Source organism: Streptomyces sp. NPDC044106 (genome assembly GCF_056433985.1).
On the sequence record NZ_JBWKFZ010000008.1, the window covers coordinates 354,979 to 379,104 of the forward strand.

Here is a 24,126-nt window from a genome sequence, read left to right on the forward strand (position 1 = left end):
GGCTGTCGTGACGGATGAGAGGGTCTGGCGGGTGAGCGAGACACCGATGAACACTTTGCAATACCGCTTCGACGGGCCAGAAGACGCTCCGGTCCTGATCCTTGGTGCCTCACTCGGTACCACCTGGCACATGTGGGACCGGCAGATACCCGAGCTGATCCGGCAGTGGCGGGTGTTCCGCTTCGACATGCCCGGGCACGGTGGCGCGCCCGCCCACCCGTGCGGGTCCGTCGGGGAGCTCGCCGACCGGCTGCTCGCCACGCTCGACGAGCTCGGTGTGCAGCGCTTCGGGTACGCGGGGTGCGCCTTCGGCGGCGCCATAGGGGCCGAGCTCGCGCTCCGGCATCCGCAGCGCGTCGCCTCCCTCGCGCTCATCGCCGCCTCGCCGCGGTTCGGCACGGCCGACGAGTTCCGCCAGCGCGGCGTCATCGTGCGCAGCAACGGCCTCGACCCCATCGCGCGCTCGGCGCCCGACCGCTGGTTCACGCCCGGCTTCGCCGCCGCCCAGCCCGCGATCACCGACTGGGCCGTGCAGATGGTGCGCACCACCGACCCGGGGTGCTACATCGCCGCCTGCGAGGCCCTCGCCGCCTTCGACATCCGCGCCGAGCTGGGCAGGATCGGCGTGCCGACGCTGGTCCTCGTGGGCTCCGAGGACCAGGTCACCGGACAGGGCGAGGCCCGCACGCTCGTCGCGGGGGTCCCCGACGCGCGGCTCGCCGTCGTGCCGGGCGCCTCTCATCTCGCGCCGGTCGAGCAGCCCGCCGCCGTCACCGACCTCCTCGTACGCCACTTCTCCTCGGCCTGGCAGAGCGCCGCCGAAGCGGGCGCGGGGCAGTCGGCCATCAGCGCGCCGCCCGTCAAGCCCGTCCTCGCCCCGCCGTCGCCCGTCGCGCCCGTCGCCGAGATCGCCTCGGTGGAGCAGCCCGAGGCCGTGGCGGGCGGGGTCCGGCCCGACCTCTACGACGCCGGGATGAAGGTCCGCCGCGAAGTCCTCGGGGACGCGCACGTCGACCGGGTCCTCGCCGCCGCCGACGACTTCTCGGGGGAGTTCCAGGAGCTCGTCACGCGCTACGCCTGGGGCGAGGTCTGGAACCGCCCGGGTCTGGACCGCCGCTCACGCAGCTGCGTCACGCTCACCGCGCTCGTCGCGGGCGGCCACCTCGAGGAGCTCGGCTTTCACACCCGGGCCGCGCTGCGCAACGGCCTCACCCCCGCCGAGATCAAGGAAGTCCTGTTGCAGGCCGCCGTCTACTGCGGTGTTCCCGCGGCGAACTCGGCCTTCCGGGTCGCCCAGGCCGTGATCCGTGAGGAAACCACGCCGCAGGAGTAGCAGGATGGGAGGCATGACGACTTCCGCCGACACCCGCTCCGCCCGCGCCAAGGGCATGACGTTCACCAAGAAGTCCCACGCGTGCGTGCGTCTCGAGAAGGACGGACGCACGCTCGTCGTCGACCCCGGCGGCTTCAGCGAGGAGGACGCCGCGCTCGGCGCCGACGCGATCCTCGTCACGCACGAGCACCCGGACCACTTCAGCGAGGACCGGCTGCGGGCCGCCATGGAGGCCCGCCCCGGCGCCGAGATCTGGACCCTGAAGTCCGTCGCGGAGAAGATCTCGGCGGCCTTCCCCGGGCGCGTGCACACCGTCGGGCACGGCGACACCTTCACGGCCGCCGGGTTCGACGTGCAGGTCCACGGCGAGCTGCACGCGGTCATCCACCCGGACATCCCGCGGATCACCAACGTCGGATACCTGGTGGACGGCTCCGTGTTCCATCCCGGCGACGCGCTGACCGTCCCCGACCAGGCCGTCGAGACGCTGATGCTGCCCGTCATGGCCCCCTGGAGCAAGATCTCCGAGGTGATCGACTACGTGCGTGAGGTCAAGCCGCAGCGGGCCTACGACGTGCACGACGCCCTCCTCACCGACCTGGCCCGGCCGATCTACGACAACCAGATCGGCTCCCTCGGCGGCACCCGGCACCTGCGGCTCACGCCGGGGGAGTCGGTCGCGCTCTGACTGTCAGTGGTGTTCGGTAGGTTGGGGAACATGCGCATCGCCACCTGGAACGTGAACTCGATCACCGCCCGTCTGCCGCGGCTCCTGGCCTGGCTGGAGAGCAGCGGCACGGACGTGCTGTGCATCCAGGAGACCAAGACGACGGCCGAGCAGTTCCCCGCCGCCGAGCTCCGTGAGCTGGGCTACGAGTCCGCGGTGAACGCGACGGGTCGGTGGAACGGCGTGGCGCTGGTCTCCAGGGCCGGCCTCGACGACGTCGTCAAGGGCCTGCCGGGCGGCCCCGGGTACGACGGCCTCGACGAGCCGCGCGCGATCTCCGCGACCTGTGGTCCGGTCCGCCTCTGGTCGGTGTACGTGCCCAACGGCCGCGAGGTCGACCACGCCCACTACACCTACAAGCTCCAGTGGTTCGAGGCCCTGAGGGCGGCGGTCGCCGAGGACGCGGCGGGTCCGCGCCCCTTCGCGGTCCTCGGCGACTTCAACGTCGCGCCGACCGACGACGACGTCTGGGACCCGTCGCTCTTCGTCGGCGCCACACACGTCTCCCCGGCCGAGCGCGCCGCCCTCGCGGCCCTGCGCGAGACGGGCCTCACGGACATCGTGCCGCGCCCCCTGAAGTACGCGCACCCGTTCACGTACTGGGACTACCGCCAGCTGGGCTTCCCCAAGAACCGCGGGATGCGCATCGACCTCGTCTACGGCAACGAGCCGTTCGCGAAGGCCGTCTCCGACTCGTACGTGGACCGCGAGGAGCGCAAGGGCAAGGGCGCGTCCGACCACGCCCCGGTCGTGGTCGACCTGGACGTATAGGGCATACAGGGGGCATATCGGTACTTGTATGGCTCTAGTGCTTACGGCGCCAGCAGTCGCAGGTCCACCGACCCGGCCAGTGCCGCGAGGCCCGCGTCGCCCGGGTGCAGGTGGTCCCCGCTGTCGTAGGCGGGGGACATCCGCGCCGGGTGCGCGGGATCGCGCAGCACCGCGTCGAAGTCGAGTACGGCGTCGAAGGCACCGCTCCCGCGCAGGTACGCGTTGACGGCCTCCCGCTGCCCGTTCGCGGCCGCCGTGCAGAGCGACTCGCCCTCGCAGGGCGCGATCGTCGCCGCCACGGCCCGCAGGCCGCGCGCGTGGGCGCGGTCCGCGAGCTGCCGCAGACCGGCGATCACCTCGCCCGCCGAGGCGCCCCACCGCACGTCGTTGACGCCTTCGAAGACGACGACGGTGCGTGCGGACGTCTGGGCCAGGACGTCGCGGTCGAGCCGGTGCAGGGCGCTCACGCCGCCCGTGTCGGTGGAGACGCCGTCGCCGGGATAGCGGTCGGCGACCACCCGGTTCGCGGAGACGCCCTGGTTGAGCACGCCGTAGCGTGGCACACGGGTCTGGTTCCTGAGGCGGTCCGCGAGGACGTCGGGCCAGCGCCGGTTGGCGTCCGGTGTCGACTTCGCGCCGTCGGTGATCGAGTCGCCGAGCACCACGACGGAGCCGGGCCCGCCGCTCACGTCGACGCCGGTGAGCAGCGGCCACGTCGTGATCGTCGAGGTGTACGCCGCCGGGGAGGCGTCCGCCGCGTGGTCGCCGGGCGTGCTGACGTACGAACGCTGGCTCGCCTGGCTGTGCACGGGCGCGGCCGTCACGGGGCCCGGCAGGTGGAAGCTGACCAGGAGGTCGGTGTCGGCGGGCACGTCGAAGCCGAGGGGATCGCTGAACGCCTGGGCGCCCGCCGGGATCTCCGTACCGGTGGCGCCGCGGAACGTCAGCCGCCGCGGCTCGCCCCGCGCGCCCGCCCCCGTCCCCCGCACCGCCACCGTCGCGCCGCCGATCCGCACGGGCGCCGCGGCGAAGGTGTTGTCGAGCCGGACGCGTACCCGCGGCCCGCCGGCGCTGGTGTGCACGACGAGCCGCACGGTCCGGTCGGTCCAGGGGCCCACCGCCGGGTAGCCTGCGGTCGACGCCGACCAGGTGCCGGTCCAGCCCTTCGTCCCCGCCCGCACAGACAGGGCGAAGACGTGCAGGTCGGCGGCGCCGGGATCGCGGGGCAGCCGCACCGAGGCGACCTCGCGGCCCGGGGCCAGCGGCACCGTCACCACGTACAGCTTCGCCTTCTCGGCGAGTTGACCGCCGGGGGTGTTGATGTGCGGCAGGGCGACGGACTTGGTGGCGAGCGGGCCCGAGCGCCAGTCCGGGGCGGTGAGCCGGTAGCCGCCGCGCGAGCCGTCCCGGTAGTGGACCGTGCCCGTGCCGCTCGCCTCGCCGCCCGTGCCCGCGACCAGGAAGGCGAGGGCGTCCCCGCGCCCGCGCACCCGTACCGCCTGCCCGTCGGCCCGCACGTTGTCCGGCGCGCCCGGCGCGGTGCGCGGCCAGGTGAGGCGGGCCCTGTCGACGGCCAGGGGCCGGCCGGGGAGCCAGCCCGCGGAGACCAGGTCCCGCGCGGACAGCGAGCCGCCCGTACCGTCGAAGTCCGCGTCGGCGGGGCGGGCGTCGTCGCTGACGGCGCGGTTGTCGAAGAGCCGCTCAAGGGGGAGCGGCCCGGGTCCGTGCGGGGCGGCGGCCTGTGCCGGTGCCATCGGCAGGATGCCCGTGAACAGGGCGAGCGCGACGGCGGCTCCCCGGATACGTCGAGGCAACGTACGCAACGTAGCTCCTTCCGCGCGGTGGGCGATGACGGATGCGCCATGAAGCTAAGGAGGCACCGGAGACGAGTCAATGAGGGACGCGTGAACGCGACGCGAACTCGCCGGGGAGACGGGAGACGGGGGACGGGGCGGGGGGACGGGAGACGGGGGACCGGCGCCTGCCGCAGCACCGGCTGTTTCCCTGGCCGCCTCAACGCTCCGCCGACACCAGCCCGTTCTCGTATGCGATGATCACCAGCTGCACCCGGTCCCGCGCGCCGAGTTTGGCGAGCAGCCGGGTCAGGTACGTCTTCGCGGTGGCGACGCTGAGGCAGAGCTCCCCGGCTATCTCGGTGTTGGAGAGGCCGCGGCCTACCAGGGTCAGGACCTCGTGCTCGCGGTCGGTGATGCCCGCGAGCGTGACATCGCGCGGCGGCGCGGACGCGGGCCGCTGCGCGAACTCCCTGATCAGGCGGCGCGTGACGCTCGGCGCGAGCAGCCCGTCGCCGGTCGCGACGGTCCGCACCGCCGCCAGGATGTCGTCGAGGGCCATGTCCTTGACGAGGAAGCCTGCCGCACCGGCGCGCAGCGCCCCGTACACGTAATCGTCGTCGTCGAACGTGGTCAGGACGACGACGTGCGCGGGCGTCGGGCCCGACGTGATCAGGCGGGTGGCCTCGATGCCGTCCATGCCGGGCATCCGGATGTCCATCACCACGACGTCCGGGCGCAGTTCCGCGCACCGCCGGACGGCCTCGTCACCGGACGCTGCCTCGCCCACGACCTCGATGTCCGGGGCCTCGGCGATGACCATGCCGAGGGCGGTACGGACGAGGGGCTGATCGTCGACGAGCAGGACGCGGACCGCCGTCATCGGGCGACCGCCGGGGCGGGCAGGGGCAGCCGGGCGCGTACGCGGAAGCCGCCTCCGGGCCGGGGCGCGGCGCTGAACTCGCCGTGCAGCAGGGCGACTCGCTCGCGCATGCCGACGAGGCCGTAGCCAACGCCCGTGCCTGAGGCCGTGCCTGAGGCCGTGCCTGGGCCCGTGCCTGAGGCCGTGCCTGGGCCCGTGCCCGTGCTTGACGCGGCGGCCGTCTTCGCGCGGCCCCGGCCGCGGTCCTCGATCTCGATGATGATCTCCTCGTCGCGGTGGTCCACGGACACCGTGCAGGCCGTGGTGGCCGCGTGCCGCACCACATTGGTGAGTGATTCCTGAATGATGCGGTACGCCGACAGGTCGACGTCCGTGGGCAGCGGCCGCCGCTCGCCCCGCCATGTCACGTCCACCCGCACCCCGGCCGCCGTCGTCGATGCGGCGAGCCGCTCCACGTCCGCGAGGCCTTCGGCGGGACCGCGCGGCGCCGGCCGGCGCGTCCCGTCCGGACCCTCGCCCGACTCGCTCTCGCGCAGCGCGCCCAGCATCCGGCGCAGCCCGGCGAGGGTCTCCCGGCCCGCGAGCTCGACCGCGGTCATCGCCTCCCGCGCCGCCGCCGGCCGGGTCTCGACGACCCGGGCCGCCGCGCCCGCCTGCAGGGCGATGATGCCGATGCTGTGCGCCACCGTGTCGTGCATCTCCCGTGCGATGCGCAGCCGTTCGGCGGTGACGGCCTGCCTCGTGGCCTGCGAGCTGAGCCGCTCCGCGTACGCGCGGGCCCGCCGCACAGAGTCGCCCACCAGCCAGCCGACGACGGCCATCAGGGAGTAGGTCCGCCACTCGGACCAGCTGGTGTCCAGGGAGTGGGGGAGCTGGACGGGGAGGCCGAGCAACTGCCGCAGGAGCGCGTAGCCGGGCAGGACGCAGAGTGCGAGGACGAGGGCCGTCCGGCGCGAACGCGGGGCCCTGGTCGCCGCGATGAAGCCCAGGGCGACGTCGATGGCCGCGTACTGCAGGAAGGCGATGCCCGTCTCGTTGAGCGCGAGGGTGGCAGCGTACGAGGCGATGATCAGCAGCCCGAGGGCCGGCAGGGGACGGCGCCCCAGCAGCCGCGCGGCGACCACCGCCGTCCCGGTGGCCACCACGACGACCAGCCACCCGACCGGGGACGGGCCCCCGAACGCACTCGTCGGCATCAGCGGGAGCCCGGAGTACGCCCGGGCGGCGACAGCCATGCCCAGACACCAGGAGGCGGCGGCCCACACGCCCGGCGGGGCATGCCTGAACAGGGACATCGGCGGTGTGACGGACATGCGCCGATCGTAGCCAGGCGGATTCGTCCGGACATCGGACCGCGGGTGTACGACCCAGGTCGACCCCCGCCGACGGCAAGTGTCAGCGCCGGGCCGACGACGGGCGGGGGCGGCGCGCGGCACCGTGGTCCCCATGATCGAAGCCAACGAACTGACGAAGAGATACGGCGCCAAGACCGCGGTGAACGCCCTCAGTTTCCAGGTGCGCCCGGGCCTGGTGACGGGGTTCCTCGGCCCGAACGGCGCCGGGAAGTCCACCACCCTGCGCATGATCCTCGGCCTCGACGGGCCCACCGGCGGCTCCGTCACCGTCGGCGGGCGGCCGTTCCGCGACCGGGCGCGCGGCCTGCGGCACGTCGGTGCCCTCCTCGACGCGGGCGACGTGCACGGCGGCCGCACCGCCCGCGCCCACCTCCGCGTCCTCGCCCGCGGCAACCGCATCCCGCGCTCCCGGGTCGACGAGGTCCTCGCGGAGGCCGGCCTTGCGGACGCCGCACGGCGCCGCGTCGCGGGCTTCTCGCTCGGCATGCGGCAGCGCCTCGGCATCGCCGCCGCGCTCCTCGGCGACCCGCCGGTGCTGCTCTTCGACGAACCGCTCAACGGCCTGGACCCCGAGGGCGTGCGGTGGGTGCGCGCCCTCTTCCGGCGCCTCGCCGCCGAGGGCCGCACCGTGTTCGTCTCCAGCCATCTGATGTCCGAGATGGAGCACACCGCGGACCAGCTGATCGTCATCGGGCGCGGCGAACTCATCGCCGCGGAGAGCCTCGCCGCGTTCGCCGGCCGCTCGGGCCGCGCCGCTGTGACCGTACGCACCCCCGACGCCCCGGTGCTCGCCCGGCTGCTCACCGCCGCCGGGGCGTCGGTGGCCGCCGAGGACGACGGGCGGCTCGCGGTGAGCGGAGTGAGCGCGCCCCGCGTCGGCGAACTCGCCCTGGAGCACCGGGTCCCGCTGCACGAACTGACCACGCGGACCGCCTCCCTGGAGGAGGCGTTCATGGAACTGACCGCCGACAGCGTCGAATACCCGGCAGGAGAGCCCCGATGAACCGGCAGGCCGCCGAGCCCCGCCCCCGCTTCCGCGACCTCGTCGCCGCCGAGTGGCTGAAGCTGTGGTCACTGCGCTCCACCGGCTGGTCCCTGCTGCTCGCCGGGCTCGCCGTCGTCGCCGTCAACGCCGGTACGGCGTACGACACCTACCGCTACTGGTCGCAGGACGACGCGGCCCACCGGGCCCGCTTCATCCGTGACGGCATCCCGCTGCAGGAGGCCTTCACCGGCAACGCCAGCCTGATCCTGGTGCTCTCGGCCGGCGCCGTCGGCGCCCTCTGTCTCGTCGCTGAGTTCCGGACCGGGCTGATCCGCACGACGTTCGCGGCCGTCCCGGCCCGGCGCCCGCTGATGGCCGCCAAGGCCCTGGTGATCGCCGCGGTCATGACCGCCTTCGGGGCGGCCGTCGCGGGCGGCTCCTTCTGGCTGACCCAGGCGATCCTGTCCGGCAAGGGCGCCGGCGTCCCGATCGGCCACCCCGGCGCGTGGCGCCTGGTCATCGCGTCCGCGCTGCTCGCGCCGGTCTCCGCCCTGGCCGGCATGGCGCTCGGCGCCCTGCTGCGCCACAGCGGCGCCACCATGGTCGCCTCGTTCGTGCTGCTCCTCCTGCTGCCCATCGCGCTCAGCGACGACCGGTACGTCACCGCGGTCATGGGCCACACGATGCCGTACAAGGCGTGGCTGCGGCTCTCGGAGCAGGGCGCCGGCGGCGCCGATGCCCTCTACCCGTGGACGCCCACGGGCGCGTGGCTGGTCATGGCCATCTGGCCGGTGGCCGCGGCGGCCGTCGCCGTGTTCACCGTGGACCGGCGCGACGTGTGAACTCGTCCCGGCGGGACGTGTGAACTCGTCCCGGGGTGAGGGGTGAACTCGTCCCGGGGTGACATGTGAGCTCGTCCGGGGGCGACGACCCGTCAGGCGCCGCCCTCCCCGGCGACACCGATGACCACGGCGTACGAGCCGATGCCGAGCAGCCGGCCGCCCGGGATCCGGTCGCCGCGCGAACTGTGCAGGGTGTCGATGCGACCGGACTCCGGGTCGAACGCGACGTCGGCGAGCGTCCCCACGGTGTCGCCGAGCTCCGTCAACAGGCGCTTGCCCAGCAGGTCCTGACTCTTGGACGAGTCGGCCGAGACGAACCGGGCCGCCGTGGCCGCCCCGACGACGACCGCGTCGGGACCGACCGCGTGCACGTCCGCCCAGGCGACGACGTCACCGCCGTCCTTGACGCCGTCCAGGCGCACGCCGGTGACGAGGGCGCCGTCCGGGCCCTCCGGTTCGACGACGAGCCCGGCCACGGTGCCGATTTGAGCGGCGTCCGATGCGCTGACGACAGGGCGTCCCACGGTCTGACTGAGCAGCATCATGAGGTCCGCTCCTCACCGGTGGTGCCGGGGCCCGCGTGGGGCTCCTCCGCGGTGTGCGGCCCGCCCGTCGCCGTGAGCCCGCCCGTGTCGGCGAGCCGTTTGCTCCACATCGCGGCGGCCAGCTCGCCCAGCTCCTCGACGATGTACTCGGTGTCCCGCGCGGGGACAAGCAACGTGTCGCCGGTCATGGCCGGGCAGCCACCGAGGGGCAGGAAGACCTTGCGCTCGTGCCGGCCAAGCGCCTCGGTGGAGGACATCTCGACGCCGACCACCCGGCCTTCCCGGCCGGCCTCGACCAGTACGTCGAGGACGGTGCCGACCTGCACGCCCTGATCCGTGAGCACGCGGGCGCCCCGCACCAGACCGCCCGAGGCCTCCTGCCAGGACGCGACGGCCGACTTGTCCTCCAGCGAGTCGGCCGAAGCGATCATCACGGCGTCGGCGCCCAGCGCGTGGACCGCCGCCCACGGCAGGCTCTTGCGCATCGGGCCGGACAGCAGCCCGCGCCCGGCCAGCGTGAACCCGGCGATCCGGCCGCCCGCTCCGTCCAGCACGACATCCTTGACCTGCGCGACCGCCTCGCCGTCCAGTGTGACCACCGGCCGCTTGGTGAGGTCACCCGCCGCGAGCACCGCGGGCAGGGCCGCCGTCATCGTGCCCTCCCCCGCCCGGGGCGCCGCCCGCGCCGCACCACGATCACACCGCCGCTGCGCCGCCGGGCCTGCACACCGACCAACGCGGCGACCAGCAGCCCCACCACGACGAGCACGGCGACCAACCACGCCCACCACACCATCGTCCACCTCCCGGACCGACCGGGACCGGCCCCGTCCGACCGGACCGGCCATCAGATCCCCACGGGTACCCCCTCGCGCCGAACAGTCACCTCATGGGTCGTCGGGTGAGAGCCTGTGTCATATCCCCGGCCGGGTGGGCGCCGCCCGGCCTCCTCAACGGCGAACGGATCGAGGTCATCCCCGGCTGAGAGCCTGTCTTTGAACCCCCGTCTGCGCCCCGGCGCCCGGCACGCACGCTCGGCGCACGGAGCCCCAGGACAGGTGGCTCCGCCACATGACCTGGGACTCCGCACACCGATCGCACGCTTCCCCAAGCTCTCGGCTCCGCTCGAGCAGGGGAGGCCCCAATCCACCGCTGCGCCCGCGCTTCGCGCGGACGACGGGGGTTCAAAGACAGGCTCTGAGCGGCGGATCGGATGCGATGCGCCGGGTGCCCGGACGACCCTCTGAGGAGGGTGATCCGCCTGATTCCGTGATCAGCTGACGCAAGGTACATTCGTGGGAATCCGGACATGGGAGAGGCCGATCATGAATATCCCGTTCCTCGACAAGTGGCGCAGACGGCACTCCTCGGCGGATCCGGCCGAAGGTCTCGCGGCCGCCTTCCAGCAGGACCCGGACGGTGTCGCCGAGCTGCTCTTCGAGTGTGAGCTGCTGCGCTCCCAGGCCGGCGCCGCCGGTCTCGAACTCGACGACTCCCCGGCCTCGTTGACCGCCCTCGACCAGCTCCTGCCGCGCTGGCGCGACGACCCCGAGCTGCTGCCCTGGCTCGGCAACGACGCGGGGCTCTACCTCGGCTCCGTCGTGGTGCGGACCGTGCCGGGCGCGACCTGGGACGTCTGGCCGGGCGGCAGCCCCGTCGTACGGCTGAGGAGCGGGCGGGACATCCAGGTCGTGGAGGCGGGGCTCGGCTGGGCGGTCCACGGGGCGCCCGAGCTGTCGCAGGTCTACGCGGAGGCTTCCGAGGCGTAACCGGAATTGCGTCAAATACGGTTAATGCCCATAAGTGCGTGTCGTCCAGTAAGTCCCGTTTCTACGTGGATAGTTTGCGCGGACGTACACAGCTGAGAGTGGGCAGGTCTTGCCATGGCCGTCGATCCGTTGATCGAGCTGCGTGATGTGAACAAGTACTACGGGGAACTGCATGTCCTGAAGGACATCGACCTCACCGTCGGCAAGGGGGAGGTGGTCGTGGTCATCGGCCCTTCGGGGTCGGGCAAGTCCACACTGTGCCGGACGATCAACCGGCTCGAGACCGTCCAGTCGGGCGAGATCCGGCTCGACGGGCAGCCGCTGCCCGACGAGGGAAAGGCGCTCGCGAGACTCCGCACCGAGGTGGGCATGGTCTTCCAGTCCTTCAACCTCTTCGCGCACAAGACCGTTCTCCAGAACATCTCACTGGCGCAGATCAAGGTGCGGGGCCGCAAGAAGGACGAGGCGGACCGGCGTTCCCGGGAGCTCCTGGAGCGCGTGGGGCTCTCCGCGCACGCCGAGAAGTACCCGGCGCAGCTCTCCGGCGGCCAGCAGCAGCGCGTGGCCATCGCCCGCGCGCTGGCCATGGACCCCAAGGCGCTCCTCTTCGACGAGCCGACCTCGGCCCTCGACCCCGAGATGATCAATGAGGTCCTCGAAGTCATGCAGCAGCTCGCCCGCGAGGGCATGACCATGGTCGTCGTCACCCACGAGATGGGCTTCGCCCGCTCCGCCGCCAACCGGGTCGTGTTCATGGCGGACGGCCGCGTCGTCGAGGACCGCACCCCCGAGGACTTCTTCACCCACCCGGAGAGCGAGCGCGCCAAGGACTTCCTCTCCAAGATCCTCAAGCACTGACGGGGGGACGTGCTCGTGAAGCGCCACACCACGCGTCACACCACGCGCCGGACCACACGTACGACACGCCTGCTCGCCGCGCTCCTGCTCGCCGCCTGCGCCGCCGGTGCCTGCGGCAAGGAGGGCAGCCCGCCGACCAAGGGGCCCGCCGCCGAGAAGCTGCCCAAGTACCGGGTGGCGACCGGCTTCCAGCTGCCCGCGTCGCGGACCTGGAAGAAGGCCAGGAGCCGCGGCCACTTCGTCGTCGGCGCCAAGGAGGACCAGCCCTACCTCGGCGAGAAGGACCCGGCCAACGGCAGGTACTCCGGCTTCGACATCGAGATCGCCAAGATGATCTCGGCCTCGCTCGGTCTCGACCCGGGCCGGATCGAGTTCAAGACCATCGCGTCGGCGAACCGCGAAACCGCCCTGCAGAACGGGCAGATCGATTACTACGTCGGCACCTACACCATCAACGACAACCGGAAGAAGCTCGTCGGCTTCGGCGGCCCCTACTACATGGCGGGCCAGGGCCTGCTCGTGCGCAGCGACGAGGACGGCATCAAGGGCCCGCGGGACCTCGCCGGCAAACGCGTCTGCTCGGCCGCCGGATCCACCCCCTACCAGCGCATCCAGCAGGACTACCCGAAGGCCACCCTCGTGGCCTACGACACGTACTCGGTCTGCGTCGACAACCTGCTGACCTTCCAGGTCGACGCCGTCACCACCGACGACGCCATCCTGATCGGCTACGCGGCCAAGGTGCCCGACGAACTCAAGGTGACCGGCAAGCCGTTCTCGAAGGAGCCGTACGGCATCGGCGTGCCCAGGAGCGACAACGCCCTCAGGCTCGCCGTGGACGACGCCCTCGCGGCCCGCGAGAAGGACGGCGACTGGAAGAAGGCGTACGACGCCACCCTCGGCCTCTCCGGGGTCCCGGCTCCGAAGCCGCCCGCCATCGACCGCTACCCGGCGAGCTGAGGAGGCGTCGTGGACGTACTGACAGACAACTTCTCCACGTTCGGCAAGGGATTCCTCGGCACCGTCGAACTGACCGTCTACGCCTCGGTCCTCGCCCTCGTGCTCGGCTTCGTCATGGCGTCCTTCCGGGTGGCGCCCGTCGGCTCCTTCCGGGCGCTGGGCACGGCGTGGGTCACGATCCTGCGCAACACCCCGCTCACGCTGCTCTTCTTCGCGGTGCTGCTCGGTCTTCCGCGCTTCGGCCTGGTGCTGCCCTTCAAGGTGTTCGCGGTGCTCGCCCTCGGCTGCTACACCTCGGCCTTCATCTGCGAAGCGCTCAGATCGGGCATCAACACCGTGCCCAAGGGGCAGGGGGAGGCGGCCCGCAGCCTCGGCATGTCCTTCGGCCAGACCCTCTCCATGGTGGTCCTTCCGCAGGCCTTCCGCTCCGTCATCGCGCCGGTCGGCTCCAACCTCATCGCGCTCGCCAAGAACTCCGCGATCGCGGGAGCGTTCAGCGTCATCGAGCTGCTCGGCACGTACAAGACGCTCAGCGAGCTGGGCTACAACATCATTTGGACCTTCGTCTGGATCGCCGTCGGCTACCTCGTCATCACCCTCGCCATCAGCGCGGTCTTCAATGTCCTCGAAAAGCGCTGGGGAGTCGCCCGATGAAAGCCCTCTCCCACGATTCCACCGCCCTCTACGACATCCCGGGCCCCCGAACCGTCCGCCGCCACAAGGCGTACGGGGCGCTCTCCACCCTGCTCGTGCTCGCGCTCATCGGGTGGATCCTCTACCTGCTCTTCGACACCGACCAGTTCACGTCGGTGAAGTGGACGCCCTTCGCGTACAAGGGCATCCAGGAACTCCTCCTGCGCGGCCTCGGCAACACGCTCAAGGCCTTCGCGATCTCCGCGGTCCTCGCGCTCGCGCTCGGCGGCCTGCTCGCCATGGGCAGGCTCTCCGACCACCGGCCCGTGCGCTGGGCCGCCACACTCGTCGTGGAGTTCTTCCGCGCCATGCCGGTCCTGGTGATGATCTTCTTCGTCTTCGTGGCGCTGAAGGTCCAGCCGCTGCCCGCGCTGGTCGCCGGGCTCACGCTCTACAACGGCTCCGTACTCGCCGAGGTCTTCCGATCCGGCGTCAACTCTGTGGAGAGGGGGCAGCGGGAGGCGGCCTACGCACTTGGAATGCGCAAGACACAGGTCATGTCACACGTCCTCGTACCGCAGGCCGTTCGTGCCATGTTGCCCGCCATCATCAGCCAGTTGGTGGTGGCCCTGAAGGACACCTCGCTCGGTTATCTCATCACCTACGAGGAGTTCCTCCATGCCGGGAAGCTGATCGCGTCGAACCTCGACTACGATTTGCCTTTCATCCCCGTGGTCATGGTGATCTCACCTGTCTACATCGGGATGTGCATGTTGCTGTCGTGGTTCGCCCAGTGGGTGTCCAAGCGTCAGCGGCGCAACCCCAAGACGGAGGCCGCCGATGTGGCGCCGGCCGAACCGGGGACGCTGCTGCCCGGTGGTCCCCCCACGCCCATGGGGCCGTAGGGGGAGCGCAGTAGCACGTAGGGCCATGCCCGGTCCGGCGGCAGCCGGAGATCACTGCTCGCGCAGGGGAACGGACACGTACGACGGGTCCGCTTCTGGCGAGGAGAAGGTCAGCTGCGCGCCGGACGGGTTGTGCTCGATGTAGAGCGGGTCGACCGTGTCGACGACCAGGGCGAGCCTGTGCCCAGCCGGTACGTCGTAGGCCGTGGAGAACAGCTCCAGGTCCACGCCGAACGGCTTCCCGGGCGTCTTGCCGTGGAAGGTGTACGGCGCGTTGCTGACCAGCTTGCCGAGGCCGAGCGGGCCCACGTCGTAGAGGTACGCGACGAGGGTGCCGCTCTCCTTGGTGCTGGAGAGGGTGGTGTGCAGCTTCGCCGTCCCGCGCACGCGCTGGGTGTCCGCGTACCTCTCCGACTGCCAGACGCCGGTGTAGCGGCGCGGGAGCAGCGGCACGGAGGCCATCGGCGGGATCTTCAGGAACTGGTCGAGGGCGTTGGAGAGGATGGCGATGCCGCCGTTGGCGCCCGAGTCGACGTTGGTGTGGATCGTGGTGGTCCCCGCCATGTCGATCTTCTTGCGGGTGGGCCCCACCGACTTCCAGTCCGGGTAGCCCTCGTAGCCGCCTTCGGAACGGGACTTGAGCTGGACCGGCTGCTCCTTGTCGATGCCGTTGTCCGCGCCCTTGAGGTAGTGGTCGAACCAGCGCCGGGTGGAGGTCCAGGTGTCGTTGGGCAGGCCGAGCAGGCCCGTCGCCTCCGCCGTCGCGTGGTCGCCCGGACGGAACTCCAGGCGCTTGGGGCCGGTGAGGCGCTCGTAGAACTCGGCGTACTGGTTGGGCGGAAAGAGCGTGTCGCCCCAGGCGTTGCCCAGCATGACGGCCGCGCCGTTCTCGTTGATCCGGTCGAGGTAGGTCGCGGGGGAGCGCTTGGCGCCCCACGCGATCATCTCGTCCTCCTTGTCCAGGTTGGAGCCGAGGAAGTCCTTCAGCGTCTCCTGGAGTTCGGCGCTGGGGCGGCCGGTGAGCGCGCCCGCGCCGCCGAGCAGGGCCGCCGCCTGGGCGTGCTGGGTGCGGCCGCTGTAGATGGAGTCGATGAGGTCGCCCCAGCCGCTCAGCGCGGCGACGGCCTTGACCCGCTTGTCGTGCCCGGCGACGAGCAGGCTGATGCCCGCGCCGTACGAGACGCCCGCCATGCCGACCTTGGCCGGGTCGGCCGGGGTGTGGGCGAGGGTCCAGTCGATGACCTTGGAGGCGTCGGCGATGTCCTCGGGTCCCGCGGTCTCGATCTCGCCGCCGGACTGCCAGAAGCCGCGCGAGTTGTAGCTCACCACGACATAGCCGGCGTCGGCGAGCTTCTGGGCCTGGGCGACGTACTCGATCTGCGGCATGGCCCAGCTGGTGGGCAGCACGATCGAGGGGTACGTCGTGCCCGGCTGCGCGTCCCCCGGGGTGAAGACGTTCGCCTTGAGGACGGTGCCTCCGTCGCCGGGTATGTCGACGAAGCGTACGTCCGCGGAGCTCGCGGCCGGCGGCGCGGCGGCCGGTGCCGCCTGCGCCGTCGGGGCGAGACCGAGGGCGGCGCCCGCGACGAGGGTCGCGGAGACGGCGCCCACGGTGGTGGTGCGCAGGGCCCGGTGCGGGTGCGGAGCTCTCACAGGTCACTTCCTCACTCGTTGAAAGTGCAAAGTGACCCGACGGTAACCGCGACGCTTTACCGGGGGTAACCCGTCGGTAAGTTACGCCCCGGTAACGATGTTGAAGAGTTGGCGGCTACGCGAGCGCGCTCTTGGCCTGCCAGTCCGGCCAGGAGATGTTCCACTCGCCGTAGCCGTTGCCCGGGTCGGGGACGCCCTTCGAGCCGCTCCCGGCGACCTCGAAGGGGTCGCCGATCTGGGTCTCGTGGTAGAGCCAGTCCGCGTTGGCGGTGCTCATGCCGATGCAGCCCGAGCTGTGGTTGGTGTTCCCGAAGTACGAGGCGTTCCACGGGGCCGCGTGGGCGTACATGCCCGACCAGGTGAGCCGCATCGAGTCGTCGACCATCTTGTTGTAGCTGTCGCTGCCGGAGAGTCCGACCGTCTCGGAGCGCATGTTGATCGTGCCCTCCTTCGACATCAGGACGGAGGTGCCGCCCCAGGAGGCCTTCTCGCCGCCGGGCGTGCCGGCCGACATCGGAACCGACTTCACGGCCTTGCCGTCGCGCTCAAGGGTCGTCGTCCTGCTGTCCAGGTTCACCTTGACGACCTGGCTCCTGCCGACGGTGAAGCCGGTCGCGTAGTCGCGGACGAACCAGTCGTCGCCACCGGAGTCGATGCCGTTCAGGCGGGCGTCCAGCTTCACCTTCGTGCCGGATTTCCAGTACTCCTTGGGGCGCCAGTCCACACGGTCCTTGCCGTCGTAGTTCTTGATCCACCCCCAGGATCCCGTGGTGCCGTTCGACGTCGTCACCTTGAGGGCCTTCTCGACCTCGGCCTTGTTGCGCACCGGGTGGTCGAAGGTGATCGACAGGGGCTGGGCGATGCCGACCGTGGTGCCCTTGCCCGGGGCGAGGGTCACCTTGTTGACCTTCTCGGGCGCGGCCGTCCTGAAGGACGACTTGGCGCTGCCGCCCTTGTCCGTGCTCGCCTGGACCTGGTACGCGGTGCCGGGCGCCGCCGCGCGCTGCGAGGTCCAGGTGGTGCCGTTCGCGGACACCTTGCCGGGCAGCTTCGCGCCCTTGTCGTCGGCGACCGACACCTCCTTCAGCCGGCCGTCGGCCAGCTTCACCGTGACCGGGCCGCCCGCCTTCGCCTGCTGTCCCGAGAGGTTCACCGAGATCTTCGGCTTCTCGGCGGCCTTGGCGTCGCCGGACGAGCCGCTGCCGCCCGAACAGGCGGTCAGGGCGGCGGTGAGCACCGCGAGGCCCGCGACCGCCGTGTGGCGGGCGCGAAGGGGGCGTCGGCGGCTCGAAGAGCTCTGGGGGGTCAAGGAACGTACCTCCGTGCGAATGTGGACTGCACGGAAAGAGGGCGGATGGCCCGGATGGGTTGTCTGTTGTCCGGAAAATGCCTAGTAGGTCACAGAAGTGCCCTGAATGGTGTCGCCACTCCGTGAGAGTCGCCTCACTTGGCGCGATGAGAGGTGCGGGACGGCGCGGGCAGCGGGGTCCGGGCCTCGCGCGTGACGTCCGCGACGAGCTCGACGACGTCCGGCCCGTACGCCTGCGAATTCACGATCTTCAGGAGCAGTACGAAGGGGCTGTTGCCGTGCTTGCGGGCGAGCTTCTCGTGGTGGCGGGCCAGATAGCGGGTGGCGGCCTGGCTCGCGACCGCGCGCTGGCCGCAGAAGAGGAAGACGGGCCGCGCGTCCTGGCCCTGGTCCGCGGTGAGCCGGGCGAGGATGACGTACTCGGTGAGACCGGCGTCGAGGCGGTAGCGCTCGCCGCCGATCTGGAAGGCGCCGCGGTCGGGTACCGGCTCGGGCTCGGCGCTCACCCGGACGCCGGGCAGCAGGGAGTGCATATGGGCGGCCATGCGGCGATTCGCCACCGGTGTGCCCACGCAGAACTCGGTGCGCTCGCCGAAACCCTGCTGGGCCGCGTCGTGCGCGACGACCTGGGTGTGCGCGCCGCACTCCTTGATCACCGCGGCCAGCTCGATGAGCGCGAACACGTCCTGGCGCACCACCATGAGCTCCGGGCCGCCCGTGTCGCGGTTCACCACGAGCAGCGACTCGGAGTTGTCGGGCAGCCCGAAGAAGGCCTGCTTGCGGCGGAGCCTGCGCTTCCACAGGTGGCCGCGGAGGAGCCAGCCAAGGACGGCGCTGATGCCGACCGCGATCAGGCCGAGGACGAGGTTCCGCACGTCTTCAGTCATGGGGGCGCATGCTAGCGGGCTGTCGGACCGGTGTTCGAGGAGGTCCTTACGCGATGGGGGCGTCGAAGTTACGCTGCGCAGACGGATGTTGACTGGAGGTACGAATGCGTCGCGCTGTCGCACGAAATCTGACGCTATTGGCGGTCGGAGGGGTATTGGCGTCGGTGGGTGCCGCCGCGCCCCCTTCGCCCGCGCGCCCGGCGGAACCGGCTTCCGCGCAACCGGCTTCCGCGCAACAGGGGGCGAGGACCCCCGACAAGGTGCCGGTCGCAGTCGGTGAGGGGGGCGCCGTCGCCAGCGTCGACCCGGACGCGTCGGCGGCCGGCATCGAGGTGCTGAAGAACGGCGGCAACGCCGTGGACGCGGCCGTCGCCACCGCCGCCGCGCTCGGCGTCACCGAGCCGTACTCGGCGGGCGTCGGAGGCGGCGGGTACTTCGTCCACTACGACGCCAGGACCCACGAGGTCAGCACCATCGACGGCCGCGAAACGGCCCCGCGCACCGCCGACTCCGGGCTCTTCCTGGAGAACGGCAAGCCGATCCCGTTCGCGGACGCCGTCACCAGCGGCCTCGGCGTCGGCACCCCCGGCACCCCCGCCACCTGGCGCTCCGCGCTCGACACCTGGGGCAGCAAAAGCCTGCGGACGCTCCTGAAGCCCGCCGAGCGCCTGGCACGCGACGGTTTCACGGTCGACCCGACGTTCCGCGCGCAGACCAAGTCGAACCAGGAGCGGTTCGCGGACTTCCCCGCCACGGCGAAGCTGTTCCTGCCGGGCGGCGAGCTGCCCGTGGTCGGCTCGACCTTCAAGAACCCCGACCTCGCGCGCACCTACGCGGAACTGGGCAGCAAGGGCGTGGGCGAGATGTACCGCGGCAAGCTCGCCAAGGACGTCGTACGCACGGTGAACAAGCCGCCCGTGGACCCGGACTCGGACCGTGCGGTCAGGCCCGGCGACCTCTCCCTGCGGGACCTCGCGGCGTACGGGGTGAAGCGGCAGAAGCCCACGAAGACCTCCTACCGCGGCCTCGACGTCTACTCCATGGCGCCGTCCTCCTCCGGCGGCACGACCGTCGGCGAGGCGCTCAACATCCTGGAGCGCACCGACCTCTCCAGGGCGTCGAAGACGGAGTACCTGCACCGCTACATCGAGGCAAGCCGCATCGCGTTCGCCGACCGGGGGCGCTGGGTGGGCGACCCCGCCTTCGAGGACGTACCGACGAAGCAGCTCCTCACCCAGCGGTTCGCCGACTCGCGGGAGTGCCTCATCAAGGACGACGCCGTCCTCAAGAGCCCACTCGCGCCCGGCGACCCGCGCCACCCCACGGCGTGCGGCACGGTCGGCAAGGCGGCCCCGACGACGTACGAGGGCGAGAACACCACGCACCTGACGGTGGCCGACAAGTGGGGGAACATCGTCGCGTACACCCTCACCATCGAGTCCACGGGCGGCAGCGGCATCACCGTCCCGGGCCGCGGCTTCCTGCTCAACAACGAACTCACCGACTTCTCCTTCGCGCCCGCCTCCCCGGCGGTCCACGACCCGAACCTGCCGGGCCCCGGCAAGCGCCCGCGCTCCTCGATCTCCCCGACGATCGTGCTCAAGAACGGCAAGCCGGTGGTGGCGCTCGGCTCGCCGGGCGGCGCGACCATCGTCACGACCGTCCTGCAGACCCTGACGAACTTCGTCGACCGGGACCTTCCCCTGGTCGAAGCGATCGCCGCGCCGCGCGCGAGCCAGCGCAACACCGCGCAGACCGAGCTCGAACCGGGTCTCTGGAACAGCCGGACGAGGAAGTCCCTGGAGTCGATCGGGCACTCCTTCAAGCAGAACCCCGAGATCGGCGCGGCCACCGGAGTGCAGCGGCTGTCCGGCGGCAAGTGGCTCGCGGCAGCGGAGACGAGCCGCAGGGGCGGCGGTTCGGCGATGGTGGTGCGGCCCGGCGAGTGAACCGGCGCGTTCGGGGGCCTCGGAGGCGGGGCCCCCGTTCACCGGAGAACCCCGCGGATCCCGCAGGCGTCCGAAAACTGCATGTAGTCGTCCCGTAACGCATCTGGTGTTATCTTCCGAACCGGCAGACTCCAAGTCTCCACGGGGCGGTGCTGAACAGATGGCAGTGGGACAACTTCCGGACCAGGTACGGGAGTTCGCGAGATACCTGAGGGATCTGGTCGGACGGCTCGATCAGGGCGCGGGCTGGTGCGGCGTGTTCTGGCAGCGCGACCCCGACGGCATGCGCGCCTGCCTGGACGGCGCCGAGGTCCCGCCCTGGGACGTCGTGCAGGCGCTGCTCCACGACCTCGCGGCGGACCGCGGCGTCCCGGAGGCCGAGCGCGAGACGGGCCGCGCCCGCGCCCTGCACCGGGCCTCGCTCGACGCGTACGACGCCAGGCCCGGCGGCCGCGAACTCCTCAGCGACCGGCTCGACATGATGCTCAGGGAGCAGCGGGTCGCCCTGGAGCGGCAGGCGGAGCTGTCGCAGCAACTGGCCTCGGCGGCCCACGCCGACGACGTCGACCGCCTCAACCTCGACCTGGCGTGGGTCCGCGACGACCAGGAGCGGGCGACCGCCCGCTGCGTCGAACTCCAGGAGCGCATGGACCGCCTGACCGAGGCGGCGCGCCCGTCCTGGGTCGACCTCGGCGGGGGAGCGGGGTCGGCGGACGTCTTCGGCGGCGGTCCCGTGAGCCCCGCTGACGCGCACGGCCTCGCGGGTGAGTACGTCCCCGGCGGCGAGCACACCCCGGCCCCGGCCCACGGCTTCGACCCCGTACCGGCGCACGGGGACCCGGGCGGCGGGGCGGGCGTGCCCCGGCAAGGCGTCGGGCCCGGAGTGTCCACGGAGCGCGCCGAGCGTTCCCGGCGCCGCCCGCGCGGCGCGCGCTTCGCCGGGCCGGCGGACACCGGAGGGCAGGGAGAGGGTGCCGGTGGGCAGGGCGCCGCGTCCGCACCGGCATCGGCGCGGGCGCCGGAAGCGCCCCGCGGCGCACGGTACGCGCCGACCGCCTGGCCGACGCCCGCGCCGCACGTCACCGAAGCCGAGGCCGGGACCGAGGCCCGCAGCGAGCCAGGCACCGAGGCCGACGCCGACGCCCGCGCCACCTCCGACGCCGTGCGCGACCTCATCCGGCTCCGCGGCGAGGGTCGCAGCGGCGAGGCGCACGGCGTGCTCGTCGAGGCCGCCGCCTGGCCCGCGTCCCGGCTGCCGCTGTTCGCCGGGGAGCTGCACCGCGCGGGGCTCGGCGCCGACTGGGCGACCCTGCTGTGGGAGGCCGCGTCACTGCCGCCCGACCGGCTCGTCGCCCTCGCGGACGCGCTGGCCGGGGCGGGCCGCGGCGACGACTGCCGAAAGCTGCTGCGCCAGGGCGTCGCGCGCCCCGCGCCCGAGATCGCCGAGGCGATCCTCGCGCTGATGGACGCGGACCGCGAGCGCGAGGCCCGGGCGCTCCTCGACTCCTACCTCCGCGTCCGCACCCCCGAGGACGTGGCCCGCTGCGCGCACACCGACCCGCACCGCCTCATCCCCGTACTCCTGGAGACGGCCAAGGCGGTGTCGGACGAGCATCACTGGGACCTCGTGCACGCCCTGCGCGTGGCGGGATTCAGCGCCTGACCGCCGCCCCTTCGTGCCCGCTTCTCGCCCGCTCGGGTGCGAAACATGATCGACTCCGCCGGTTGACGGCGATGGTCTTGCTCAGCCCGTCGGCGCAGGCTTACGTTCTCCTAATCCACGCAGCAAGTCTACGTGCGTAGAGGCTCATCGACGTCCTCCGGGGGACCCGCGAAGGAGCAGCTCATGGTCAACGTCGTACGCGCCGCACTGGTCCAGGCGACCTGGACAGGCGACACCGAATCCATGATCGCCAAGCATGAGGAACACGCCCGCGAGGCGGCCCGCCGCGGGGCGAAGGTCATCGGGTTCCAGGAGGTCTTCAACGCCCCCTACTTCTGCCAGGTCCAGGAGGAGGAGCACTACCGCTGGGCCGAGCCCGTGCCGGACGGGCCCACCGTCACGCGCATGCGGGAGCTCGCCCGCGAGACCGGCATGGTGATCGTCGTCCCCGTCTTCGAGGTCGAGCACTCCGGCTTCTACTACAACACCGCGGCCGTGATCGACGCCGACGGCAGCTACCTCGGCAAGTACCGCAAGCACCACATCCCCCAGGTCAAGGGTTTCTGGGAGAAGTACTACTTCAAGCCGGGGAACATCGGCTGGCCCGTCTTCGACACCGCGGTCGGCAAGGTCGGCGTCTACATCTGCTACGACCGCCACTTCCCCGAGGGCTGGCGGCAGTTGGGCCTGAACGGCGCCCAGATCGTCTACAACCCCTCCGCCACCTCGCGCGGCCTCTCCGCCCACCTCTGGCAGCTCGAACAGCCCGCGGCGGCCGTCGCCAACGAGTACTTCGTTGCCGCGATCAACCGCGTCGGCCAGGAGGAGTACGGCGACAACGACTTCTACGGCACGAGCTACTTCGTCGACCCGCGCGGGCAGTTCGTCGGCGAGCCCGCGAGCGACAAGGCCGAAGAACTTCTCGTCAGGGACCTCGACCTCGGCCTCATCGAGGAAGTACGCCATCAGTGGGCGTTCTACCGCGACCGCCGACCCGACGCCTACGAAGGACTGGTGCAGCCGTGACCGATCTGTACGACCGCCACCGGGCCGTGCTGCCCGACTGGCTCTCGCACTACTACCGGCGGCCCATCGAGCTGACCCACGGCGAGGGCCGCCACGTCTGGGACGCCGAGGGCTCCAAGTACCTCGACTTCTTCGGCGGCATCCTCACCACCATGACGGCGCACGCCCTGCCCGAGGTCACCAAGGCGGTGAGCGAGCAGGCGGGCCGGATCATCCACTCCTCGACCCTCTACCTGAACCGCCCGATGGTCGAACTCGCCGAGCGCGTCGCGGCGTTGTCCGGCATCCCCGACGCCCGCGTCTTCTTCACCACCTCGGGCACCGAGGCCAACGACACGGCGCTGCTGCTCGCCACCGCCCACCGCCGCTCGAACCAGATCCTGGCGATGCGCAACAGCTACCACGGCCGCTCCTTCACCACCGTCGGTATCACCGGCAACCAGTCGTGGTCGCCGACCAGCCTCTCGCCGCTCCAGACGCTGTACGTGCACGGGGGCGTCCGCAGCCGCGGGCCGTACGCCGCTCTGAGCGACACCGATTTCATCGCGGCCTGCGTCGCCGACCTGCGGGACATGCTCGGGCAGAGCCGCGGGGGAGTGGCGGCGCTGATCGCCGAGCCGATCCAAGGCGTCGGCGGCTTCACCTCACCGCCCGACGGCCTGTACGCGGCCTTCCGCGAGGTCCTTGACGAGCACGGCGTCCTGTGGATCGCCGACGAGGTGCAGACCGGCTGGGGCCGCACCGGCGAGCACTTCTGGGGCTGGCAGGCGCACGCGGGCAGCGGTCCGCCGGACATCCTCACCTTCGCCAAGGGCATCGGCAACGGCATGGCGATCGGCGGCGTGGTGGCCCGCGCCGAGGTCATGAACTGTCTCGACGCCAACTCGATCTCGACGTTCGGCGGGTCCCCGGTCACGATGGCCGCGGGACTCGCCAACCTCGCGTACCTCCTGGAGCACGACCTCCAGGGCAATGCCCGGCGCGTCGGCGGGCTCCTCATCGAGCGGGTGCGGGCGATCTGCGCCCAGCTGCCCGTCGTGCGCGAGGTGCGCGGCCGGGGCCTGATGATCGGCGTCGAGCTGGTCGAGCCCGGCACGGACCGGCCGAACCCCCGGGCGGCGGCCGCCGTCCTGGAGGCGGCCCGCGAGGGCGGTCTGCTCATCGGCAAGGGCGGCGGTCACGACACCAGCGTGCTGCGCATCGCCCCGCCGCTCTCGCTGACGGTCGCGGAGGCGGAGGAGGGCGCCGCGATCCTCGAACGGGCGCTGCGGAGCGTCTAG

23 protein-coding genes are annotated in these 24,126 nt (G+C 71.8%); 14 read left to right on the top strand and 9 right to left on the bottom strand.

Features of this window, described 5'->3' with window-relative positions:
- Positions 1–31 precede the first annotated feature (31 nt).
- From pcaDC to AC07DI_RS17095, 3 genes are read left to right on the top strand one after another with little or no spacing between them, the layout of a single operon-like run.
- Positions 32–1,333 carry a bifunctional 3-oxoadipate enol-lactonase/4-carboxymuconolactone decarboxylase PcaDC gene (gene pcaDC, locus AC07DI_RS17085; protein WP_384248661.1) on the top strand — a complete coding sequence of 434 codons (1,302 nt, stop codon included), beginning with the start codon at positions 32–34 and terminating at the stop codon, positions 1,331–1,333.
- 55 nt (positions 1,334–1,388) lie between these two features.
- On the top strand, positions 1,389–2,021 hold the full coding sequence (locus AC07DI_RS17090; RefSeq protein ID WP_384248659.1) for an MBL fold metallo-hydrolase: 633 nt from the start codon (positions 1,389–1,391) through the stop codon (positions 2,019–2,021).
- Positions 2,022–2,051: 30 nt separating this feature from the next.
- Entirely contained in the window at positions 2,052–2,831 is a 780-nt protein-coding gene (locus AC07DI_RS17095) for an exodeoxyribonuclease III (protein ID WP_478905070.1), read from the top strand.
- 41 nt (positions 2,832–2,872) lie between these two features.
- Here the strand turns inward: AC07DI_RS17095 and AC07DI_RS17100 are convergent, their stop codons facing one another.
- From AC07DI_RS17100 to AC07DI_RS17110, 3 genes are all read right to left on the bottom strand, one after another.
- The gene (locus AC07DI_RS17100) at positions 2,873–4,585 is read right to left on the bottom strand and encodes an SGNH/GDSL hydrolase family protein (RefSeq protein WP_478905105.1); all 1,713 of its coding nucleotides are present in this window, start codon (positions 4,583–4,585) and stop codon (positions 2,873–2,875) included.
- A gap of 259 nt (positions 4,586–4,844) precedes the next feature.
- Positions 4,845–5,507: a response regulator gene (locus AC07DI_RS17105; RefSeq protein WP_384248092.1), complete on the bottom strand. Its 663-nt coding sequence runs from the start codon at positions 5,505–5,507 to the stop codon at positions 4,845–4,847.
- Positions 5,504–6,820: a sensor histidine kinase gene (locus tag AC07DI_RS17110; protein WP_478905071.1), complete on the bottom strand. Its 1,317-nt coding sequence runs from the start codon at positions 6,818–6,820 to the stop codon at positions 5,504–5,506. Before AC07DI_RS17110 ends, AC07DI_RS17105 begins: the two co-directional genes overlap by 4 nt.
- Before the next feature lie 133 nt (positions 6,821–6,953).
- Between AC07DI_RS17110 and AC07DI_RS17115 the strand changes: the two genes are divergently transcribed.
- Together AC07DI_RS17115 and AC07DI_RS17120 are read left to right on the top strand one after the other, a co-directional pair.
- Entirely contained in the window at positions 6,954–7,865 is a 912-nt protein-coding gene (locus AC07DI_RS17115; protein ID WP_478905072.1) for an ABC transporter ATP-binding protein, read from the top strand.
- Positions 7,862–8,689: an ABC transporter permease gene (locus tag AC07DI_RS17120; protein WP_478905073.1), complete on the top strand. Its 828-nt coding sequence runs from the start codon at positions 7,862–7,864 to the stop codon at positions 8,687–8,689. The genes AC07DI_RS17115 and AC07DI_RS17120 overlap by 4 nt, the downstream gene beginning before the upstream one ends.
- Before the next feature lie 92 nt (positions 8,690–8,781).
- On the opposite strand, the gene AC07DI_RS17125 is transcribed toward AC07DI_RS17120, so the two are convergent.
- Genes AC07DI_RS17125 through AC07DI_RS17135 form a run of 3 tightly spaced genes read right to left on the bottom strand, consistent with a single transcriptional unit; the run spans position 8,782 to position 10,030 of the window.
- On the bottom strand, positions 8,782–9,234 hold the full coding sequence (locus AC07DI_RS17125) for a hypothetical protein (protein ID WP_384248084.1): 453 nt from the start codon (positions 9,232–9,234) through the stop codon (positions 8,782–8,784).
- A complete protein-coding gene (locus AC07DI_RS17130) occupies positions 9,231–9,887 on the bottom strand; it encodes a PRC-barrel domain-containing protein (protein WP_478905074.1) in 657 nt (218 codons plus the stop codon). Before AC07DI_RS17130 ends, AC07DI_RS17125 begins: the two co-directional genes overlap by 4 nt.
- On the bottom strand, positions 9,884–10,030 hold the full coding sequence (locus tag AC07DI_RS17135; RefSeq protein WP_384248080.1) for a hypothetical protein: 147 nt from the start codon (positions 10,028–10,030) through the stop codon (positions 9,884–9,886). The genes AC07DI_RS17130 and AC07DI_RS17135 overlap by 4 nt, the downstream gene beginning before the upstream one ends.
- Before the next feature lie 529 nt (positions 10,031–10,559).
- Here AC07DI_RS17135 and AC07DI_RS17140 point away from each other — a divergent pair.
- From AC07DI_RS17140 to AC07DI_RS17160, 5 genes are all read left to right on the top strand, one after another.
- Positions 10,560–11,003 (top strand): DUF6278 family protein, encoded by a 444-nt coding sequence (locus AC07DI_RS17140; protein WP_384248079.1) that lies wholly within the window; start codon positions 10,560–10,562, stop codon positions 11,001–11,003.
- A 114-nt stretch (positions 11,004–11,117) separates the two neighbouring features.
- Positions 11,118–11,861: an amino acid ABC transporter ATP-binding protein gene (locus AC07DI_RS17145; RefSeq protein ID WP_384248077.1), complete on the top strand. Its 744-nt coding sequence runs from the start codon at positions 11,118–11,120 to the stop codon at positions 11,859–11,861.
- Positions 11,862–11,876: 15 nt separating this feature from the next.
- Positions 11,877–12,821, top strand: a complete 945-nt coding sequence (locus AC07DI_RS17150) for a glutamate ABC transporter substrate-binding protein (RefSeq protein ID WP_478905075.1) — start codon at positions 11,877–11,879, stop codon at positions 12,819–12,821.
- A 9-nt stretch (positions 12,822–12,830) separates the two neighbouring features.
- The gene (locus AC07DI_RS17155) at positions 12,831–13,475 is read left to right on the top strand and encodes an amino acid ABC transporter permease (protein ID WP_478905076.1); all 645 of its coding nucleotides are present in this window, start codon (positions 12,831–12,833) and stop codon (positions 13,473–13,475) included.
- Positions 13,472–14,359, top strand: a complete 888-nt coding sequence (locus tag AC07DI_RS17160) for an amino acid ABC transporter permease (protein WP_384248073.1) — start codon at positions 13,472–13,474, stop codon at positions 14,357–14,359. The genes AC07DI_RS17155 and AC07DI_RS17160 overlap by 4 nt, the downstream gene beginning before the upstream one ends.
- Positions 14,360–14,410: 51 nt before the next feature.
- Here AC07DI_RS17160 and AC07DI_RS17165 read toward each other — a convergent pair whose 3' ends face one another.
- From AC07DI_RS17165 to AC07DI_RS17175, 3 genes are all read right to left on the bottom strand, one after another.
- The gene (locus AC07DI_RS17165) at positions 14,411–16,012 is read right to left on the bottom strand and encodes a CocE/NonD family hydrolase (RefSeq protein ID WP_478905077.1); all 1,602 of its coding nucleotides are present in this window, start codon (positions 16,010–16,012) and stop codon (positions 14,411–14,413) included.
- Positions 16,013–16,127: 115 nt separating this feature from the next.
- Positions 16,128–17,321, bottom strand: coding sequence for a L,D-transpeptidase (locus AC07DI_RS17170; RefSeq protein WP_478905078.1), 1,194 nt, complete (start codon positions 17,319–17,321; stop codon positions 16,128–16,130).
- Between the two features lie 134 nt (positions 17,322–17,455).
- The gene (locus AC07DI_RS17175) at positions 17,456–18,208 is read right to left on the bottom strand and encodes a hypothetical protein (protein WP_478905079.1); all 753 of its coding nucleotides are present in this window, start codon (positions 18,206–18,208) and stop codon (positions 17,456–17,458) included.
- A 104-nt stretch (positions 18,209–18,312) separates the two neighbouring features.
- On the opposite strand from AC07DI_RS17175, the gene ggt reads away from it, so the two are divergent.
- From ggt to AC07DI_RS17195, 4 genes are all read left to right on the top strand, one after another.
- Positions 18,313–20,157 carry a gamma-glutamyltransferase gene (gene ggt, locus AC07DI_RS17180; RefSeq protein WP_478905080.1) on the top strand — a complete coding sequence of 615 codons (1,845 nt, stop codon included), beginning with the start codon at positions 18,313–18,315 and terminating at the stop codon, positions 20,155–20,157.
- Between the two features lie 160 nt (positions 20,158–20,317).
- Positions 20,318–21,820 (top strand): hypothetical protein, encoded by a 1,503-nt coding sequence (locus tag AC07DI_RS17185; RefSeq protein ID WP_478905081.1) that lies wholly within the window; start codon positions 20,318–20,320, stop codon positions 21,818–21,820.
- Between the two features lie 183 nt (positions 21,821–22,003).
- Positions 22,004–22,846: a nitrilase-related carbon-nitrogen hydrolase gene (locus tag AC07DI_RS17190; protein ID WP_384248065.1), complete on the top strand. Its 843-nt coding sequence runs from the start codon at positions 22,004–22,006 to the stop codon at positions 22,844–22,846.
- Positions 22,843–24,126 carry an aspartate aminotransferase family protein gene (locus AC07DI_RS17195; protein WP_478905082.1) on the top strand — a complete coding sequence of 428 codons (1,284 nt, stop codon included), beginning with the start codon at positions 22,843–22,845 and terminating at the stop codon, positions 24,124–24,126. Before AC07DI_RS17190 ends, AC07DI_RS17195 begins: the two co-directional genes overlap by 4 nt.

Excerpts from the sequence above, each read along its gene's own strand:
- AC07DI_RS17185 (WP_478905081.1), top strand. The coding sequence starts at position 20,318 with ATGGCAGTGGGACAACTTCCGGACCAGGTACGGGAGTTCGCGAGATAC.
- AC07DI_RS17110 (WP_478905071.1), bottom strand. The coding sequence starts at position 6,820 with ATGTCCGTCACACCGCCGATGTCCCTGTTCAGGCATGCCCCGCCGGGC.
- AC07DI_RS17090 (WP_384248659.1), top strand. The coding sequence starts at position 1,389 with ATGACGTTCACCAAGAAGTCCCACGCGTGCGTGCGTCTCGAGAAGGAC.
- AC07DI_RS17160 (WP_384248073.1), top strand. The coding sequence starts at position 13,472 with ATGAAAGCCCTCTCCCACGATTCCACCGCCCTCTACGACATCCCGGGC.
- AC07DI_RS17135 (WP_384248080.1), bottom strand. The coding sequence starts at position 10,030 with ATGGTGTGGTGGGCGTGGTTGGTCGCCGTGCTCGTCGTGGTGGGGCTG.
- AC07DI_RS17115 (WP_478905072.1), top strand. The coding sequence starts at position 6,954 with ATGATCGAAGCCAACGAACTGACGAAGAGATACGGCGCCAAGACCGCG.
- AC07DI_RS17140 (WP_384248079.1), top strand. The coding sequence starts at position 10,560 with ATGAATATCCCGTTCCTCGACAAGTGGCGCAGACGGCACTCCTCGGCG.
- AC07DI_RS17100 (WP_478905105.1), bottom strand. The coding sequence starts at position 4,585 with ATGGCACCGGCACAGGCCGCCGCCCCGCACGGACCCGGGCCGCTCCCC.
- AC07DI_RS17125 (WP_384248084.1), bottom strand. The coding sequence starts at position 9,234 with ATGATGCTGCTCAGTCAGACCGTGGGACGCCCTGTCGTCAGCGCATCG.
- AC07DI_RS17145 (WP_384248077.1), top strand. The coding sequence starts at position 11,118 with ATGGCCGTCGATCCGTTGATCGAGCTGCGTGATGTGAACAAGTACTAC.
- AC07DI_RS17175 (WP_478905079.1), bottom strand. The coding sequence starts at position 18,208 with ATGACTGAAGACGTGCGGAACCTCGTCCTCGGCCTGATCGCGGTCGGC.
- AC07DI_RS17130 (WP_478905074.1), bottom strand. The coding sequence starts at position 9,887 with ATGACGGCGGCCCTGCCCGCGGTGCTCGCGGCGGGTGACCTCACCAAG.
- AC07DI_RS17120 (WP_478905073.1), top strand. The coding sequence starts at position 7,862 with ATGAACCGGCAGGCCGCCGAGCCCCGCCCCCGCTTCCGCGACCTCGTC.
- AC07DI_RS17190 (WP_384248065.1), top strand. The coding sequence starts at position 22,004 with ATGGTCAACGTCGTACGCGCCGCACTGGTCCAGGCGACCTGGACAGGC.
- ggt (WP_478905080.1), top strand. The coding sequence starts at position 18,313 with ATGCGTCGCGCTGTCGCACGAAATCTGACGCTATTGGCGGTCGGAGGG.
- AC07DI_RS17095 (WP_478905070.1), top strand. The coding sequence starts at position 2,052 with ATGCGCATCGCCACCTGGAACGTGAACTCGATCACCGCCCGTCTGCCG.
- AC07DI_RS17105 (WP_384248092.1), bottom strand. The coding sequence starts at position 5,507 with ATGACGGCGGTCCGCGTCCTGCTCGTCGACGATCAGCCCCTCGTCCGT.